Annotated in this window: 1 protein-coding gene (cut by a window edge); it reads right to left on the bottom strand. The window is 57.1% G+C overall.

Going from position 1 to position 15,578, the window contains the following annotated elements; translation table 11 throughout:
• On the bottom strand, positions 1-15,578 hold the 5' portion of the coding sequence (locus PSI15_RS03205) for a non-ribosomal peptide synthase/polyketide synthase (protein WP_273582270.1). It extends 9,610 nt beyond the left edge of the window; only the first 15,578 of its 25,188 coding nucleotides appear in the window; the start codon lies at positions 15,576-15,578; its stop codon lies beyond the left edge, outside the window.

Below are 15,578 nucleotides of genomic sequence, written 5' to 3'. Positions count from 1 at the left end.
GGATCGATATGCTGATAGGGTTGGCCTTCAAGGAGCACAAAACGGGTACGCAGGCTTTCATGGCGGGCAACCAGCCGGTTAAAGGCCATTGCCAAGGCTTGATGATTGAGCGAACCGGTCAGGCGCAGTGCCGCCGGAATATGGTAGGCCAAGCTGGCGGCAGGATCGAGTTGTCCCAGGAACCACAAACGCTGTTGGGCGAAAGAGAGCGGTAAGGGGTGATGGCGGTCAGCCGTCGGGATCACCGTTTGCAGGGTGGTGGCCGTTTGGGCGAGCGTATGGGCCAGTGTCATTAAGACGGGTTGATCAAAAAGTGTCTGTAACGGTATTTCTCGCGCCAGCTTCTGGCGTATGCGGGCGACCAGTTGGACGGCAAGCAGGGAGTGTCCGCCAAGTTCAAAGAAATGGTCATGGCGGCCAACCTGCTCCAGTCCCAGTAAGTCTTGCCAGATTTGTGCCAGGGCAATTTCTACGTCCCCCACCGGGGCTTCATAGCGGCGGGTGACCAGCGCAGAACCGCCAGGAGCCGGCAGCGCCTGTCGATCAAGTTTGCCGTTGGGGGTCAGCGGGAAAACCTCCAACATCACAAAGGCACCGGGCAACATATAGTCAGCGAGGTGTTGGGCAAGCTGTTGGCGCAGTGCGGCCGGCAGGAGTTCAACGCCCTCTTGGGATCGCAGGTAGGCCACCAGTTGTTTTTGCCCTGTCGCGTCTTCGCGCGCCAGCACAACCGCCTCGCGCACGCCGGGGCACTGCATCAGTTGGGCCTCGATTTCGCCGAGTTCAATGCGGAAACCGCGCAGCTTGACCTGAAAATCATTGCGGCCGAGGTATTCAATCGTACCGTCGGGCAGCCAGCGGCCGAGATCACCGGTTTTGTACATGCGGGCACCGGGATCAGCAGAGAACGGATCGGCGAGGAAACGTTCTGCGGTCAGTGCCGGGCGGTTTAAATAACCCCGGGCCAGCCCCGCGCCGGCAATATAGATCTCACCCGCCACGCCAGAGGGAACAAGCTGACCATGAGAGTCGAGAATGTAGATTTGGGTATTGGCAATCGGGCGGCCGATCACGGAAACTGTCGGTACACCTGATTGGGCGGAATATTCATACCAAGTCGCGTCACCATTCACTTCGGACGAACCGTAAAAATTGAGCAACCGGAGTCCGGGGTAATGGGTTACTACTTGCTGTGCCAGTTCAGGGGCGAGTTGTTCCCCGCTGCAAACCAATATCCTGATTGATGTTAGAGAGTGGCGGTTATCGCGGTGATCATCACCGTGATCGGATATCAGGAGCTTCAAGAGTGAAGGGACAACCACCAAGGTGTTAACGTTAAAGCGCTGCAAGCCTTTGCCGAAACGAACCGGATCTTTCACTGTGTGGTTGTCGAAAACCACCAGTTTGCCGCCAGCCAGCAATACACCCAGCGTTTCAGTTATCGAATCGACAAAGCTGATACTGGTTTTCAGGGCGCCCACCAGTGGGGATGTCGCGATATCCCGGACAAACCACAACAGCCGGTTGCTCAGGGCTTGGTGGCTACTCATTACCCCCTTGGGCAAGCCGGTGGAGCCTGAGGTATACACCACATAAGCCAGATGGTGAGCGGCCAGATCCGGAATCTCTGGATTGTGTTCAGGTTGGGCTTCCATCAGCGGTTCTTGGGCGTCGAGCATGACTATCGGTATCGGTTCGCCAGACTCAGGGTGGATAAAGTGATCAGCCCATGCCGTTTGTGTCAGGATGACGACGGGGGCTGAATCCTCAAGCATATATTTCAGCCGCTCGGTCGGATAAGCGGGATCAAGTGGCACATAGGCTCCCCCCGCCTTGAGAATACCCAGCAGACCCACCACCATTTCCAGACTACGCTCGACACACACGGCGACACGCTCATCCGGCCGGACACCCAACGCAATCAGATGATGGGCCAGCTTATTGGCCCGGCGATTCAGTTCGTCATAGCTGAGTGATTGTGCGCCGCATACTACGGCGATATCGGTGGGATGACGTGCCGCTTCGGTTTCAAGGAGTTGATGGATCAGGACATCTTGCGGGAAATCTCTTTGCGTGGCATTGAAATCCACCCGCAATTTGTGTTGCTCCGGGGCGGACATAATCGGTAATTGCAGAACAGGTTGCTGCGGGTTGTGGATCAGTGCCTCAATGAGTCCCCCCAGGGCGGTAACCAGATAATGGGTGATGCGTGCGGGATCGATATCCGCTACCGTCTGGGCGGTAAGCTCGAAACCGGTGCCCAAATCGTCCACTGTTAGGGTAACGGGATAAGTCGTGCGTTCCTCTGCGGCCAGAATACGGATACCGGCCCACATTGTCTCCGCCGTTGCGTTGTCACCCGCGGCGCTGTGGCGGTAATTTAACAGGGTACTGAACAGCGGCACCGACGGTGTCATGCCGCTGCAACGTTGTGCCAGAACCAGCGGGGCCTGTTCGTGCTCCAGTAACATCATCAAACCGTGGTAAGTGTCCTGAACGGCGTCTTGCACGGTGCGGTTGGTCAGGGAAACCCGGATGGGCAGGGTATTGATAAATAATCCCAATATTTGTTCTGCCTTCGCTCCGCCCTGAAACCGGCCCAATAGCACAGAGCCAAACACCACGTCATCACGGCCGCAGGTCTTGGCCAGTACCTGTGCCCAGGCGACATGGAACAGCACACCGGGACTGACGCCCAGCCGGCGCGCCTGAGCACGGATCGCGTCGGCCAGTGCCGGGGCGACAGGGAGACTTGCCTCGGTAATGCGGTCGTCATCCGTATGGACTTTGAGTATCCCAAACGGCGCAGTCGGTTCGTCAATATCGGCCAGTTGGGCACGGAAATAAGCCTCGTGTGCGTCAGCCGGGATGCGCAAGGTTTGGGCGATAAAGTTGCGATAGGGCAGGACAGCCGGTAGGGTTTCAGCATGGCCGTGTAATATCTGGGCCATTTCCGCGAAAATCATATTCATTGTCGTATGGTCACTGACCAGATGATGAAAACGCAATGCCAGTAACCACGCATTTTGTTCCGGATCATGGGTGATATCGGCGGTCAGTAATGGGGCACGGGTCAGATCAATACGGAGCCGGCGGGGATCCGTGGCGGCTCGCAGTTGAACTAAAACATTTTCTTTTGTGTCTGGCATGAAGACATTGACAGGCAGTACAGCCTGACGCCAGACCACCTGAACGGGGTGGGGCAGATCCTGCCAATGGACGGAAGTGCGCAGAATATCATGGCGGACGATAACCTGTTGCAGGGCAGCCAAAAAGGCATTGAGCTGTTCACGGCGGTCAAAAGCGAGCAAGCAGCGCAGCAGATAATCGTCCCCCTGAGTCTGTAATAGATGGTGGAAGAAAATCCCTTCCTGCAACGGCGCGAGTGGATAAATATCCTGCACATTGCCGGCGCCGCCGGGGATCGCCGCCGTCAGGGCATCTATCTCGGTTTGGGAGAGCGATACCAGCAGCAACATGGCGGAAGTGATCGCCGTGCAGCCGGTGGGAATAAGATTGGCGGGCACGTCGAAAGCCGGTAGCGTGTGCGGGTTTGCTGATAGGGTTTGCGCCAGCGCCCGCAGGATCGGCGTCTCGAACACGTTGCGCACCTCCAGCCGCCAGCCCAGCTTGTGGAGCTGTTCCATCAGGCTGACGATCAACAGCGAGTGCCCGCCAAGTTCAAAGAAGTGATCATGACGGCCGACGTGTTCCAGTCCCAGCAGATCTTGCCAGATTTGGGCCAGAACGGTTTCTATCTCCCCCTCCGGGGCTTCATAGCGGCGGGTGACCACCGCAGATCCATCGGGGGTCGGCAGCGCCTGCCGGTCCAGTTTGCCGTTGGGGGTCAGCGGGAAAACTTCCAGCATCACAAACGCGCTGGGCAGCATATAGTCCGCGAGGTGCCGGGCAAGCTGCCGGCGCAGTGCGGCCGGTAGGAGTTCAACGCCCTCCTGTGGCCGCAAATAAGCGACCAACTGTTTTTGTCCTGTCGCGTCTTCGCGGGCGAGAACGACGGCCTCGCGCACGCCGGGGCACTGCATCAGTTGAGCCTCGATTTCACCCAGTTCAATGCGGAAACCGCGCAGCTTGACCTGAAAATCATTGCGGCCGAGGTATTCAATCGTGCCGTCGGGCAGCCAGCGGCCGAGGTCGCCGGTCTTGTACATGCGGGCACCGGGGTCGGCAGAGAACGGATCAGCGACAAAGCGTTCTGCGGTGAGTTCAGGCCGGTTCAGGTAACCCCGCGCCACGCCGGCACCGGCGATATAAATTTCACCGGCCACGCCGAGGGGCACGGGCTGGCCCTGAATATCCAGAATATAAATTTGGGTATTGGCCATCGGGCGGCCGATGCTGGGTTGCGGCAGGGATAAATCCACCGGGCAGAAACTGGCATCCACCGTACATTCTGTGGGTCCGTACACATTGATGAAGCGGGTGGTTTTTATCTGTTGCAATGTGAACCAGATCTGGGGAGGAATGCTGTCCCCCCCGATCAGTACCTGCCGGGGTTGATACCCGGTGGTAGTTCCCAAACCGGCGTCCAGTAGCCATTGCAATTGAACTGGGGTGCAGTCAAACAGATCCACGCCATGGCGGGCAAAATAGTGCCAGAGCGCTAAACCATCGGTACGCAGGGTTTCAGGGACGAGCACCAGAGTGTGGCCGGCAAGCAACTGGAACCAGCTACTCACCGAGGCATCGAAGACAATACTGGCATTCATAGCCACGCGGCACGGTGGCGTGAGGGCAAGTATGCGATTCAATCCGGTATAAAGATTGATGACATTCCGGTGCGCCACCATCACCCCTTTGGGCCGTCCGGTAGAGCCGGAGGTGTAGATCACATAGGCCAGATGCTGTGAAGTCAGCCCCAGCGCCTGAGCGTCAGGGTTTTCTTCCGATCCGTTATCCAGTACCGGAGAGCCGGCATCAAGGATTACGGTGGGCTGGTGATAATCCAGTGTGTCTAGCAGAGCCGATTGGGTCAGTAACACCACCGGGGCGGCATCCGCCAGCATATAGTCCAGCCGTTCGGCCGGATAAGCGGGATCTAAGGGGACATAGGCCCCGCCGGCCTTCAAAATAGCCAGCAATCCGACCACCATCTCCAGACTGCGTTCAGCACAAATCGCCACCCGGTCATCCGGGTGTACCCCCAGCGCAATCAGATGATGCGCCAGCCGGTTGGCACGGCGGTTCAATTCGCCGTAGCTGAGTGCCTGTTCCTCAAACTGTTCCCCAAACACCACGGCGGTCGCTTCAGGTGCCCGTGCCGCCTGCGCTTCGAACAGTTGGTGGATCAGCGCATCCTGCGGGAAATCCGCCTGTGTAGCATTGAAATCGACCAACAATTGTTGCCGCTCTGATGCCGGCAGCAGGGGCAGGGTGGCAATGGTCTGTGTTTCATCGGCGGTCATTGCCGCCAACACATTGGCTAAGTAGCCGATCACGCGCTCAATCGTGGCCGCATCGAATAAATCAACGGCATAGCCCAGTTCACCGCTCAAACCCGCCTCGGTTTCCGTCAGGGACAGGGTCAGATCAAAATGCGCGCTCTGGTGTTCCTGCTCGACTGGGGTGAGTTGCAGATCCGGTAAGGCCAGATTTTGTAATGTCGCATTCAGGGGCGTATTGTCCAGGGCCAGCATCACCTGAAAGATCGGGCTGTGGCTCAGGCTGCGTTCCGGTTGGAGCGCTTCCACCACCTGCTCAAAGGGCAGATCCTGATGGGCGTAGGCGGCCAGCGCCCGCTCACGGACTTGGGTGAGCAGGTCGGTAACCGTGGTGCGGTCATCCAAAGTGACCCGCAAGGCCAGCGTATTGACAAAGAACCCGATCAATCCCTCCAGCTCATGGTGCTGGCGGCCGGCAATCGGCGTACCAATAACGACTTCCTCCTGACCACTCAGCCGGGCCAGCACAATACTCCAGCCGGTGAGTACGGTCATAAACAAGGTGGTGTTATGGCGTCGTCCCAGCGCCTTAAGTGCAGCGACCAACTCCCCATCAAAATGCACAGGGCAATGGCTGCCGACATAGCGCTGTACTGCCGGACGAGGCCGATCTGTGGGCAGGGTCAGCAGGGCCGGCACCCCGGTAAGCTGGGAACACCAGAAATCGCGTTGAGCTGCAAGGTCGGCGGCTTGCAGCCTGTCGCGCTGCCAAACCGCATAGTCGGCATACTGAATCGGCAACGGAGGCAAGGGATCGTCCTGACCATCAAGGGCGGCACGGTAGAGCGTGGCCAGCTCCTGCATCAGCACCGCGAGGGACCAGCCGTCAGAAATAATATGGTGTTGGGTGATCAATAAGACATGTTCTTCTTCGGCCAGTTGCAGCAAATGACCGCGGATCAGCGGGCCTTGGCTAAAGTCGAAAGGCGTCTGCCATTCAAGCGCGGTCAAGGCAGCAATACGCTGGCGGTGATCGTCCGGCGTTAATGCGCGCAGATCTTGGCAGAACAGGGCAAAACCGGTGTCAACCGGATCGAGTTGTTGGCAGGGCTGGCCTTCAATCAGCACAAAGCGCGTGCGCAGGCTTTCATGGCGGGCAACCAGACGATTGAGGGCGTGGATCAGGGCAGGGCGATTAAGCCGTCCGGTCAGATGTAACGCCAGCGGGATATGATAGGCCAGACTGGCCGCCGGATCGAGTTGCCCCAGAAACCACAGCCGTTGCTGGGCAAAAGAGAGCGGCAGCGGCTGCAAGCGATCCGCCAGCGGAATGGTCACCTGTGTGGTGACTGCCGTCTCTGTCAGTGTCTGGGCCAGTTCAATCAGACGCGGCCGGTCAAAGAGTGACTGCAAGGGTAATTCGCGCGCCAGTACCTGACGCACCCGCGAAGCCAACTGTACCGCCAGCAGGGAATGACCGCCAAGCTCAAAGAAGTGATCATGGCGGCCGATGCGTTCCAGCCCCAGCACCGCCTGCCAAATCCCGGCCAGGGCGATTTCGATTTCACCCACCGGCGCCTCATACGCTTGCGTCACCACGGACGATGAATCCGGGGCAGGCAGTGCCTGCCGGTTGATTTTGCCATTGGGCGTCAGTGGGAAAGCGTCCAGTATCACAAATGAGCTGGGCAGCATATATTCAGCCAGATGCTGGGCAAGTTGCTGGCGCAGTTCAGTTGGCTGGAGTTCAACGCCCTCTTGTGGACGCAGATAGGCCACCAGCCGTTTCTGATTGGGTTGGTCTTCGCGTGCCAGTACGATCGCTTCGCGCACACCGTGGCATTGTTCAAGCTTGGCCTCAATTTCCCCCAGTTCAATGCGGAAACCGCGTAATTTCACCTGAAAATCATTACGGCCGCAGTACTCGATATTACCGTCGGGTCGCCAGCGACCGAGGTCGCCGGTCTTGTACATCCGGGCATCAGGATCGGCAGAGAACGGATCACGCAGGAAACGTTCCGCCGTCAGTTTTGGCCGGTTGAGGTAGCCGCGGGCGACGCCGGCACCGGCAATATAAATCTCGCCGATGACACCTCGCGGGACGGGTTGGCCGTGGTTATCCAGAATATAGATGCGGGTATTGGCAATCGGGCGGCCAATGGGAGGCGCACTCTCTTCCTGACTGTCACAGGGATAGAGGGTGGCACAAACGGTGGTTTCCGTCGGGCCATAGCCATTGAACATCTGCCGCCCCTGCGCCCAGCGCTTGACCAGGGCTGGCGGGCACGCCTCTCCCACCACCAGCAAGGTGTGTAAGCTATCGGGCAGTGCATCCATCGTCGCCAGCGCGGTGGGTGGCAGGGCGACATGACTAATGGCATGGGCGGTCAGATAGCCGGACAGAATTTCACCGGGCAGCAGGTCGGCACGTTTGGCGAGATAGAGGCTGGCACCTGCCGCGAGAGTCATGCCGTATTCAAAAATGCAGCCATCGAAACTGTTCGAGGCGAACTGTAAGACGCGGCTGTCAGGGGTGAGTGCCAGCCTCTTTTGCTGGGTGGTCACCAAATTGCACAGGCCGCGATGTTCGAGCATCACCCCTTTGGGTTGGCCGGTGGAGCCGGAGGTGTAAATGATATAGGCCAGATGGCGGGATGTCAGCCCCAGCGATTGTGCCTGCGGATTGTCATCGGGCTGAGCTGCCAGAAGGGCTCCCTGTGTATCAAGCAGTACCGTCGGTATGGCACTGTCTAACCGATCACTGTCTAATCGATCAAGGAGTACGGATTGAGTCAGTAAGACCACCGGAGCGGCATCTTCCAGCATATACGCCAACCGATCGGCGGGATAGGCGGGATCAAGCGGCACATAAACCCCACCGGCTTTAAAGATAGCGAGCAGGCCAACCATTAATTCCAGACTGCGTTCAACACAAATGGCGACCCGATCATCCGGCCGTATTCCCAGCGCAATCAGGTGATGGGCCAGTTGATTGGCACGACGATTAAGCTCGCCATAACTGAGCGTTTGTCCTTCAAATACCGCTGCGATAGCCTCAGGCCGCTGGGCGGCCTGCGCTTCAACCAGTTGGTGGATCAGCGCCTCTTGCGGGAAATCCGCCTGTGTGGCGTTGAAATCTTCCAGTACTTGCTGCCGCTCTGCCGTGGGCAGGATCGAGATATTTAGGATCGGCTGTTGCGGGTTGTGAACCAGCGCCTCAACCAAGCCGCTCATGGCCGTCACCAGATAAGTGTTAATTTGTACCGGTGCGATACCGGTTACGGTCAGGGCAGTCAGTTGAAAGTCATCCCCTAAATCATCCACTGCCAAGTTAACGGGATAATGAGTGAGTTCCTCTGCCGCCAAAAGACGGATGCCCGGCCCAAGAGTACGGACCAGCGCAGCTTCATCGGCTTGGCTGTGACGGTAATTCAGCAACGTGCTAAATAGGGGTATCGGTTGTGCCACGCCACTGCAACGTTGTGCCAATGCCACTGGTGCCTGTTCATGTTCCAGCAGGGTGGTCAGGTTACGATAAGTCTCCTGCACGATGTCCTGTACGCTGCGTCCACGCAAGGAAAGACGAATGGGCAGGGTATTGATAAACATGCCCAAGATTTGACCGGCACCGGAAACGCCTTGCAGACGCCCCAACAGTATGGAGCCAAACACCACATCGTCCCGGCCGCTGGTCTGGGCCAAAACCTGCGCCCAGGCGACATGGAACAGCACACTGGCGCTGACGCCCAGACGGCGTGCCTGCGCCCGGATCGCGCGTGCCAGCTCGGGCTCCAGCAACAGGGTGTCTTTTGCCATCAGCTCTCTATTATCGGGTAACTCACCTGATTTTGGCCTGTCTTTAGGCAGGGTGAGCACCCCAAACGGCGCGGTGGGTTCGTCAATATCGGCCAGTTGCTGGCGGAAATAATCTTCATGGATTGAGGTCGGTGTATTCAGCGTCTGGGCGATGAAATTACGGTAGGGCAGTGCCACAGGCAGGGTTTCTTGCCCCTGCAATAGCAAGGCCATTTCTGCGAAAATCAGCTCCAGTGTCAGATGGTCACCGACCAGATGATGGAAACGCAGTGCCAACAGCCACTCATTTTGTGCCGGATCATGGGCGATATCCGCCGTGAACAAGGGGGCATGGGTCAGATCGAGACGGTGCCGGCGTGGATCGGTGTGCTTGCGTAGTTGTGCCGGGATGTCATCCATTGTCGCCGGGGTGAAGACATTGATATTCAGTGATGCTTGACGCCAGACCACTTGAACGGGGTGGGGCAGATCTTGCCAGTAGACCGAGGTGCGCAGAATATCATGGCGGTCAATCACCTGTTGCAGGGTACTCAGGAAAGCATCAAGGCGCTCACGGGCATCAAATGCCAGCATGATGTGCAATAAGTAATCATCCCCCTGGGTCTGAAGCAGGTGGTGGAACAGAATGCCTTCCTGCAACGGCGCCAGCGGATAGATATCCTGCACATTGGCGGCACCATCCGGAATATGAGCAACAATGGCGTCAATCTCAGTTTGGGACAGTGAAACCAGCGGCAACATAGCGGGGGTGATGGCCGTGCAGCCTGTTGGGATCAGGTTGGGCGGCACGACAAACGCCTCGGTGTGACGCCGGAGAGCCTGCGCCATATCGGCGAGGACGGGGGTGGTGAATACATGGCGAACATGGAGCTGCCAGCCCAGCAGACGCAGTTCTTCGATCAGGCTGACAATCATCAGCGAGTGGCCGCCGAGTTCGAAGAAGTGATCATGGCGGCTGACCGAGGGCAAGTTTAATAGCTTCTGCCAGATTTGGGCCAGCGCGGTCTCCGTTTCACCGATGGGGGGCTGATGGTTGCGGGTGGCGATAGCGGATGAGTCAGGTTCCGGCAGTGCCTGCCGGTTGATTTTGCCATTGGGCGTCAGGGGGAAAGTCGCTAAGGTCACAAACGCGCTGGGCAGCATATAATCGGCCAGATGCTGGGCGAGCTGCTGGCGCAGTTCCGCCGGCACCAATTCAACCCCTGCCTGCGGCCGCAGATAGGCCACCAGCCGTTTTTGGCCCGGCACATCTTCGCACGCCAGCACAATGGCTTCGCGTACGCCGTGGCATTGTTCAAGTTTCGCCTCAATTTCCCCCAGTTCAATGCGAAAACCGCGTAATTTCACCTGAAAATCATTGCGGCCGAGGTATTCGATATTGCCGTCGGGTTGCCAGCGACCAAGGTCACCGGTTTTGTACATCCGGGCAGCGGGATCGGCAGAGAACGGATCACGGAGGAAACGTTCCGCCGTCAGTTCAGGCCGGTTCAGGTAGCCGCGCGCGATACCAGCACCGGCAATATAAATTTCCCCAGCGACACCTAAGGGAACTGGCTGACCTTGTTTATCCAGAAGATAGATTTGGGTATTGGCGATCGGGCGGCCAATCGCTGGTGCTTTTTCTTCCTGACTGTCACATTGATAGAGAGTGGCACAGACGGTGATTTCCGTCGGGCCATAGGCATTGAGCATCTGCCGTCCTCGTGCCCAGCGTTTGACCAAGGTTGGCAGGCACGCTTCCCCTCCCACCAGCAAGGTGTGTAAGCTATCGGGCAGTGAATCCATGGCTGCCAGTGCGGTCGGTGACAAGAGCACATGGCTGATGGCATTGGCGGCCAGATAGTCGGACAGGATCTCACCGGGCAGCAGGTCAGCACGTTTGGCGAGATAGAGCCGGGCACCTGCCATCAAAGCCATGCAGCACTCCCAGATGCAGGCATCAAAACTGTTTGAGGCGAATTGCAAGACGCGGCTGTCAGGGCTGAGTACCAGCGTTTTTTGTTGGGTGGTAATTAAATTACACAGGCCGCGATGTTCGATCATCACCCCTTTCGGTTGGCCGGTGGAGCCGGAGGTGTAAATCACATAGGCCAGATGGCGGGATGTCAGCCCCAGCATGTGTGCCGATGGATTGTCATCGGGCTGAGCCGCCAAATGGGGGTCTGGGGTATCAAGCAATATTGTCGGTATGGCATTGTCTAACCGATCAATCAGGGCGGCTTGAGTCAGCAAAACTACGGGCGTGGCATCTTCCAGCATATACGCCAGCCGTTCAGCCGGATAGGCGGGATCCAGCGGTACATAAGCCCCGCCGGCTTTAAGGATAGCCAGCAGGCCAATAACTAACTCCAGACTGCGTTCGACACAGATGGCGACCCGATCATCCGGTCGGACACCGAGAGCAATCAGATGATGGGCCAGTTGATTGGCACGACGATTAAGTTCGCCATAGCTGATTGTTTGTTCTTCAAATACGGCGGCGGTCGCCTCCGGTTGCCGTGCGGCCTGTGCTTCAAACAGTTGGTGGATCAGCGCATCTTGCGGGAAATCCGCCTGTGTGGCATTGAAATCCACCAGCAATTGTTGTCGTTCTGATACCGGCAGAATAGGCAGGGTAGCGATGGGGTGTGTCTCATCTGCTACCATGGCCGCCAGCACATTTTTCAGGTAACCGACCATGCGTTCAGCCGTTGCGGCGTCGAACAGATCGGCCGCATAAACCAGCTCTCCGGTCAGACCCGTATGGGTATCAGTCAGCGATAATGTTAAGTCAAATTGGGCGCTGGGAGACATCGGTTCAAGTCGCGAACATTGTATCTCGGGCAGGGTCAGCTCTTGGAATGGCGTGTTGTTTAAGGCCAGCATCACCTGAAATATGGGGCTGTAGCTCAGGTTGCGTTCCGGTTGGAGTGCCTCCACCACTTGCTCAAAGGGCAGATCCTGATGGTCATAGGCCGCGAGCGCCTGTGCCCGGATCGCCTTGAGCAGATCAGTCACCGTGGCGGAATCGTTCAGAGTGACCCGCAAGGCCAGCGTATTGACGAAGAAACCGATTAACGGTTCAAGCTGATGATGGGTTCGGTTAGCCACCGGCGTACCGATGACAATCTCATCCTGACCACTCAGCCGGGCCAGCACAATACTCCAGGCGCTGAGGACAGTCATAAACAAGGTTACGTTATGGCGTTGTCCCAGTGCTTTAAGGGCGGCCAATAAATCCGCATCAAAGTGGACAGGAATTTGCCCGCCGATAAAAGATTGGGTCGCCGGGCGTGGCCGGTCGGTCGGCAAGGTCAATAAGGGCGGCGCGCCTGCCAGTTGAGAACACCAGAAGTTACGTTGTGCCGTGAGCTTGGCTGCTGCTTGCAGCCATTCACGCTGCCAAACGGTGTAATCGGCGTACTGAATGGGCAAGGGTGGCAAGGGATCGTCTTGGCCATTGAGGGCGGCATGGTAGAGGATGCTCAGTTCACGCATCAATACGCCGATGGACCAGCCGTCAGAGATAATGTGATGTTGGGTCAACAGTAAGACATGTTCCTCATCGGCCAGTTGCAGCAAATGACCGCGGATCAGCGACCCTTGGCTAAAATCAAAAGGTGTCTGTGCTTCGAAGGCGGCAAGTTCAGCGAGACGGCTGGTATGCGCTTCTGGTGTGGACAGGCGCAGATCTTGGTAGGACAAAGTGACACCGATATCAGCCGGATCGATTTGTTGGCAAGGCTGGCCGGCGACCAGAACAAAGCGGGTACGCAAAATTTCATGCCGGGCGATTAACTGATTGAATGCGTGGTTCAGGGCAGGGTGACTCAGGTGTCCGTTAAGGCGCAATATCACCGGAATATGATAGGCCAGACTGGCTGCTTGATCGATTTGCCCCAGGAACCACAGCCGTTGCTGCGCAAAGGATAACGGTAACGGCTGGCTACGGTCAGTCACGGGGATCGCGACCTGCTCGCTGACGGCAATGTCAGCCAATGTTTGAGCCAAATTCATCAGAATGGGGTGATCGAAGAGTTGTTGTAATGATAACTCCCGTGCCAAATTTTGACGGATCTGGGCGATGAGTTGGGAAGCCAGCAATGAATGCCCTCCCAGTTCAAAGAAATGATCGTGGCGACCCACTTGTTCTAAGCCTAACAAGGTTTGCCAGATTTGAGCCAAGGCAATTTCTGTCTCACTGATGGGTTCTTCGTAGTCACGGGTCGCCACATCTTTTGCATCAGGGGCAGGCAGTGCCCGACGGTCGAGTTTGCCATTGGGCGTCAACGGGAAAGCCGCTAATGTGACAAACGCGCTGGGCAGCATATGGTCGGCAAGGTGCCGGGCGAGTTGCCGGCGCAGTTCGGCGGGCAGGAGTTTGGCATCCGGTTCTGCCAGCAGATAGGCCACCAGCCGTTTCTGATTCGGTCTGTCTTCGCGCGCCAGCACGACCGCCTCACGCACGCCGGGGCACTGTCTGAGGCGAGCTTCGATTTCCCCCAGTTCAATGCGGAAACCGCGTAATTTCACCTGAAAATCATTGCGGCCAAGGTATTCGATATTACCGTCAGGCAGCCAGCGGCCAAGGTCACCGGTCTTATACATCCGGGCATCAGGATTGGAAGAGAAGGGGTCGGCGAGGAAACGTTCCGCGGTCAGTTCAGGCCGGTTCAGATAACCGCGCGCCACGCCGGCACCGCCAATATAAATTTCACCACTCATCCCAATGGGTACCGGCTGACCGTGGCTATCCAGAATATAGATTTGGGTATTGGCGATCGGGCGGCCAATCGGTGGCGCTTTTTCTTCCTGATTGTCACAAGGATAGAGGGTGGCACAGACGGTGATTTCCGTCGGGCCATAGGCATTGAGCATTTGCCGTCCTCGTGCCCAGCGTTTGACCAAGGTTGGCGGGCACGCTTCCCCTCCTACCAGCAAGGTGTGTAAAGTATCGGGTAGTGAATCCATGGCTGCCAGTACGGTCGGTGACAGGAGAACATGGCTAATCGCATGGGTTGCCAGATAGCCGGCCAGTATCTCACCAGGCAGCAGGTCAGCACGTTTGGCGAGATAGAGCCGGGCGCCTGCCACCAAAGCCATGCAGCATTCCCAGATGCAGGCATCGAAACTGTTCGAGGCGAACTGTAAGACGCGGCTGTCAGGGGTGAGTGCCAGCGTATTTTGTTGGGTGGTAATCAAATTACTCAGGCTGCGATGTTCAATCATCACCCCTTTGGGTTGGCCGGTGGAGCCGGAGGTGTAGATCACATAGGCCAGATGACGGGCGGTCAGCCCCAATATCTGAGCATCAGGATTGTCAGACGGTTGTGCCGTGAGCTGTGCCGCTGACAGCCGATCGCGGTCATCAAGGAAATGATCAAGTAACACCGTCGGCAGGGTGCCGGGCAGTTTGTCGCGTTGGGTGGTCTGAGTCAGCAAGAGTACCGGCGTGGCATCTTCAAGCATATAAGCCAATCGCTCAGCCGGATAGGCGGGATCCAGCGGCACATAAGCCCCGCCGGCCTTGAGGATAGCCAGCAAGCCAACAATTAGCTCCAGACTGCGTTCGACACAGATGGCGACCCGGTCATCCGGTTGGATACCGAGTGCAATCAGATGATGCGCCAGTTGATTGGCACGGCGATTCAGTTCGCCATAGCTGAGTGTTTGCCCCTCAAATACGGCGGCCGTGGCATCAGGACGTTGTGCGGCCTGCGCCTCAAACAGTGAGTGGATCAGCGCATCTTGCGGAAAATCAGCTTGAGTCGCGTTAAAATCCACCAGCACTTGCTGCCGCTCTGCTAATGGCAATATCGGTAAGTGGCAGATCGGTGTTTCTGGGGACATCAGGTCGGTTTCGGTGATCTCCTCTCCCCTGATTAAGCCACGATAAATATTGGCGACATCTTCAGCAATGAGTCTTAACGTGACCTCGTCACCGATCAGGGGATGGCAGCAAAACTGCCAGTACCAACGAGTATCACTCACGCGTAACAGTTCAAAACGCCAGCGTTCACCCGACAAATCAAACGGGCGCACAAAAGCGGCCTGAATGTGTTGTTTCGCTTGCTCTTCCGGGTCTGCATGGTCTGAAAAGTCACGGATTGTCACGGAGACATTCCCTGCATCCGTGAGTGCTTGTCGTGGTAATTCTTGACTATCGACGAGTTGTAAACGCAATGCCTCATGACGATAAACAACGGCTTCAAAAGCACGTACTAACAGCGCCTCATCCAATTCACCCTCAATCAGAACCACTGAACCAAAATGGTAACAAGTACTATTAGGATGGAGGTATTGAGCGAGCCAAGCGGCTTGTTGAGTAGAACTGAGAGAAAATTTAATACTTCTGTTGTTAATGTTATTGCATGACTTAGGCAT

This window comes from Xenorhabdus sp. PR6a, from assembly GCF_028599065.1.
Lineage (GTDB): Bacteria > Pseudomonadota > Gammaproteobacteria > Enterobacterales > Enterobacteriaceae > Xenorhabdus > Xenorhabdus doucetiae.
The sequence above is the reverse complement of the archived record's forward strand: the minus strand, read 5'-3'. Positions and strand labels throughout refer to the sequence as shown.